This is a genomic window from Vibrio sp. V03_P4A6T147, from assembly GCF_002241085.1.
In the GTDB taxonomy this organism is placed as follows: Bacteria; Pseudomonadota; Gammaproteobacteria; order Enterobacterales; family Vibrionaceae; genus Vibrio; species Vibrio anguillarum.
Genome location: NZ_NDIO01000114.1, coordinates 1 through 4,736, shown reverse-complemented (window position 1 = coordinate 4,736; position 4,736 = coordinate 1). Strand labels below are relative to the sequence as shown.

Annotated in this window: 2 protein-coding genes; one reads left to right on the top strand and one right to left on the bottom strand. The window is 45.8% G+C overall.

Annotated features, from left to right (window positions below; translation table 11 throughout):
• Positions 1-313 precede the first annotated feature (313 nt).
• Positions 314-3,469 (top strand): chitinase C-terminal domain-containing protein, encoded by a 3,156-nt coding sequence (locus tag B9J84_RS04485; RefSeq protein ID WP_094123627.1) that lies wholly within the window; start codon positions 314-316, stop codon positions 3,467-3,469.
• A gap of 112 nt (positions 3,470-3,581) precedes the next feature.
• Here the strand turns inward: B9J84_RS04485 and glgC are convergent.
• Positions 3,582-4,736: glucose-1-phosphate adenylyltransferase (gene glgC / locus B9J84_RS04480; RefSeq protein ID WP_094123626.1), on the bottom strand; the 1,155-nt coding region annotated here is incomplete at its 5' end.

The window sequence follows — 4,736 nt, the reverse complement described above, 5'->3', positions numbered from 1 at the left end:
TGTTGTTGCATATTTTTTGCTCTTTTTGATAGTGTGTAAGTTAAATAACCGGCAGGCAGTCCGTATATTGTTCTGATTTCGGCGCTTTTTTTAGAATCGGAAAATTAACCAATAATTAGTTGTTGATGCAAAATAACGATGTCTCTTTTGCAGAAATAGTGCAACTTGTTGCGAGTGATTTTTGATATTTGAACAAATTGAGGTGCTTATTTATCGCTCTGTCCTACAGTTGTTTCACGTGAGAATTAAAGTCTGGTTTCTTCTTGATACGAGGCTTTTTATAGTGAAACAATAACTTAAGGAATGAGCAGCTATGCATTTAAACAACAGGACAGTGGCAAAGGGTGTTTTTACACTGAGCACTTTAACGGCCTCTTGCTTGATGGCTTTTAACAGCTATGCAGCCGTTGATTGCACGACACTAAGCCCTTGGGAATCGTCAAAAGTTTATACTGGCGGTAACAAGGTTCAGCACAGTGGTACCGCCTACCAAGCTAACTATTGGACTCAAGGTAACGATCCAGCCAACTTTTCCGGTGATTATGCCCAGTGGAAAGTGTTGGATGTTTGCGCCACTTCCGGTGGTGAGAACCAGCTACCCACCGCGAATCTCTCTTCACCTTCCGCAGCAGATGTGATTGCTGTCGGTGATACCGTAATATTAAGTGCGAACGCAACCGATAGTGACGGCAGCGTTGCTCGAGTCGAGTTTTCTGTCGATGGTGCAATTGTGGGTATAGTCACCACGGCACCTTATAAAGCCACGTGGGTCGCAACCGCTGGTCAGCATGAATTCATTATTGTAGCCATCGATGATAAAGGTGATGCCAGCGTGAAAAGTGCAACGACCTTAACGGTGAAAGAGGCACAACAACCAGGCAACCAGGCTCCAACCGTTGATATTACGCTTTCTGCGGCTTCCGTTGATGTGGGGGTTTTAGTCACCTTAACCGCAAACGCTGCTGATACTGATGGAAGCGTCGATAAAGTTGATTTCTTTGTTGCGGGAACGCTGGTTGGAACGGCTGTTAGTGCTCCGTATACCTTAGAATACACCGCGACAAAAGCGGGTAACTTGGCGGTGTTTGCACGCGCCACTGATAACTTTGGTGCGACGACAGATTCCACGTTAGCGACTTTAACAGTCAATGGCGCGCCAATAGCTAATAATTGTCGTCCTGATGGTTTATATCAAACTGAAGGTGTGAATGTACCTTATTGCACCGTTTACGATGCGGAAGGTCGTGAGATCATGGGGGCGGATCATCCACGTCGTGTGATCGGTTATTTCACCAGTTGGCGTGCGGGTGATGATCCGCAATCGGCTTACCTTGTAAAAGACATCCCGTGGGAGCAGCTCACGCACATTAACTATGCCTTCGTCAGCATAGGTTCCGATGGCAAAGTGAATGTGGGCGATGTGAACGATCCCAATAATGCGGCAGTGGGCAAAGAGTGGCCAGGGGTTGAGATTGATCCTGCATTAGGCTTTAAAGGTCATTTTGGTGCGTTGGCAACAGCGAAGAAAAAATTTGATGTTAAGACCTTAATTTCTATCGGAGGCTGGGCTGAAACTGGCGGGCACTTTGATACGGCAGGCAACCGTGTCGCCGATGGTGGTTTTTATACGATGACAACCAACGCGGATGGCTCTATCAACCACGCTGGTATTGAAAAATTTGCAACATCGGCTGTTGAAATGATTCGTAAATATCAATTCGATGGTGTCGATATCGACTATGAATATCCAACCTCAATGGCGGGCGCAGGTAATCCAGATGATAAAGCGATTATGGAACCTCGCCGTGCTTATTTATGGGCGTCGTACCAAGAGTTAATGAAGGTACTACGTCAGAAGCTTGATCAAGCATCGGCACAAGATGGCCACCATTACATGCTGACGATCGCAGCACCATCTTCTGGTTATCTATTGCGTGGTATGGAGACGTTTGATGTCACTCAGTATCTTGATTATGTGAACATCATGTCTTATGACTTACACGGCGCATGGAATGATCACGTGGGTCACAACGCGGCTTTGTATGACACTGGTAAAGATTCAGAGTTAGCACAGTGGAACGTATATGGTACGGCTCAATACGGTGGTATTGGTTATCTCAACACTGACTGGGCTTATCATTATTTCCGCGGTTCTATGCCCGCAGGGCGCATCAACATCGGCGTTCCTTACTACACGCGCGGCTGGCAAGGTGTCACGGGTGGAGAGAATGGTTTATGGGGGCGAGCGGCATTACCTAACCAAGCTGAATGTGCTCCGGGCACTGGTGAGGGTGAGAAAAACAACTGTGGCCACGGCGCGGTGGGTATTGACAACATGTGGCACGACACCGATCCGAAAGGAAACGAGATGGGTGCAGGTTCAAACCCAATGTGGCATGCCAAAAACCTAGAGAAGGGAATTTGGGGCTCTTACACCCAGGCTTATAATCTTGATCCAGTGAATGAACCTGCCGATCAACTTGTCGGTCTTTACCAACGTCACTATGACAGCGTTGCCGTCGCGCCTTGGCTGTGGAATGCCGATAAAGGGGTGTTCTTATCAACTGAAGATAAAGAGTCTATCAACACCAAAGCCGATTATGTCATCGATAAAGAGATCGGCGGCATCATGTTTTGGGAGTTAGCAGGCGATTATAACTGTTATGTATTGGATGCTAATGGCCAACGCACTCAAGTGGATTCAACAGAGCAAGCTTGTGCAAGCGGAAATGGCGAATACCACATGGGTAATACCATGACGAAAGCAATTTATGACAAGTTTAAGTCGGCAACGCCTTATGGCAACACGCTTGCAACAGGAACGATTGCCAGTGAAACCGTAGACATCGTGGTCTCCGTTGGTGGATTTAAGGTGGGTGATCAAAACTACCCAATCAACCCTAAAATCAGCTTTACTAACAACACAGGTCAAGAGATCCCAGGTGGTACTGAGTTCCAGTTTGATATCCCCGTATCTGCACCTGATAATGCTAAAGACCAATCTGGTGGTGGCTTGACGGTGATTGCTTCTGGCCATACTCGCGCCAACAACGTCGGTGGTTTAGACGGCGTCATGCACCGCGTAGCGTTTAGTTTACCGAACTGGAAAGCTCTGCCCGCAGGCGGCGTGTATGAACTGGATATGGTTTACTATCTGCCTATTTCTGGGCCTGCAAATTACAGCGTAAACATTAATGGTGTCGATTACGCCTTCAAGTTTGAACAACCGGATCTTCCACTTGCTGACCTATCTTCTGGTGGCAGTGACGGTGGAGATACTGGCGGTGGCGATACCGGTGGTACCACGAATCCTAGCAATGTCATTACTTGGGTTCCCGGATCCACACAGGTGAAAACTGGCGATGTTGTGATTTACAACGGGAAATGTTTTATTGCCAAAAACAACCCCGGCGTTTGGGAGTCACCGACTCAGTCAAATTGGTTTTGGGATGCAACAACGTGCCCATAACCGAGCGTGATTAATCGGTATGTTTTGAACTCAGTGTAAAGTAAGAAGCCTTAGCGTGTGCTAAGGCTTCATTTTAATGAGGGATAAATTGAGTGGGCAAAAAAATATAGGTTTAGAATTGATAACTTTCGGGTACCACAACAATGCCATTTTCTGAAATACGGAAACGCTGGGCATCTTCAACTGGGTTTAAGCCAATTTGAGTATGTGGAGGGATTTTTACATGTTTATCAATAATACATCTCATGAGCTGACACCCTGCGCCGACTTCAACATCATCAAATAAAATGCTATCGACCACTGTTGCACCATCATCAATTCTGACGTTTGAAGAAATAATGGAGTGTTGTACAGAACCTCCAGAATTAATCACACCGTTTGAAATGATCGAATTAATGAATATACCTTCGTTACCTGTTGCAGAAGAAACCGTGCGCGCAGGTGGGTATTGCGCTTCGTATGTTCGAATGGCCCAGTTTTTTTGGTATAAGTTCATTGGTGGAACAGGTTCGAGTAAATCCATGTTAGCGTTATAAAAAGAATCAAGTGTTCCGACATCTCGCCAGTAACAATCTTTAGCGACTCGCCCCCGGTCACCGCAAAACTCATACGCATAAGCAGCATGGCTTTCAATCAATTTGGGAATGATGTCATTGCCAAAATCGTGACTCGAGTTTTCCAGTTCAGCATCATTAATCAAAGCACTTTTTAATACTTCCATATCAAAAATGTAGATTCCCATAGAAACTAAGCTGCGATGAGGATTATTGGGCATGGAGGGTGGGTCACTTGGTTTTTCGATGAATGAGGTGATTTTGAAGTCATTATCCACATTCATCACGCCAAAGGCAGAAGCTTGTTCTCTTGGGACATCCATGCAGGCGATAGTCAGTGCAGCATTTTTTTGCTTATGAGCTTCGAGCATAGAGGCATAGTCCATCCGGTAGATATGATCACCAGATAAAACAACGACGTGTTTGGCATCACTGCGTGAAAGTAGCCACATATTGTGATAGATAGCGTCCGCCGTTCCTTCGTACCATTTTCCGCCTTTTCTCATCTGCGGGGGGATCACAGAAATGAATTCGCCGAGTTCTGGATTGAAAATAGACCAGCCATCACGTAAATGTTTTTGTAATGAATGAGATTTATATTGAGTCAGGACCAAAATCTTTCGCAGCCCTGAGTGTAGGCAGTTGGTGAGTGTAAAATCAATGATTCGATATTTTCCACCAAAGGGTACAGCCGGTTTTGCTCTGTCATCAGT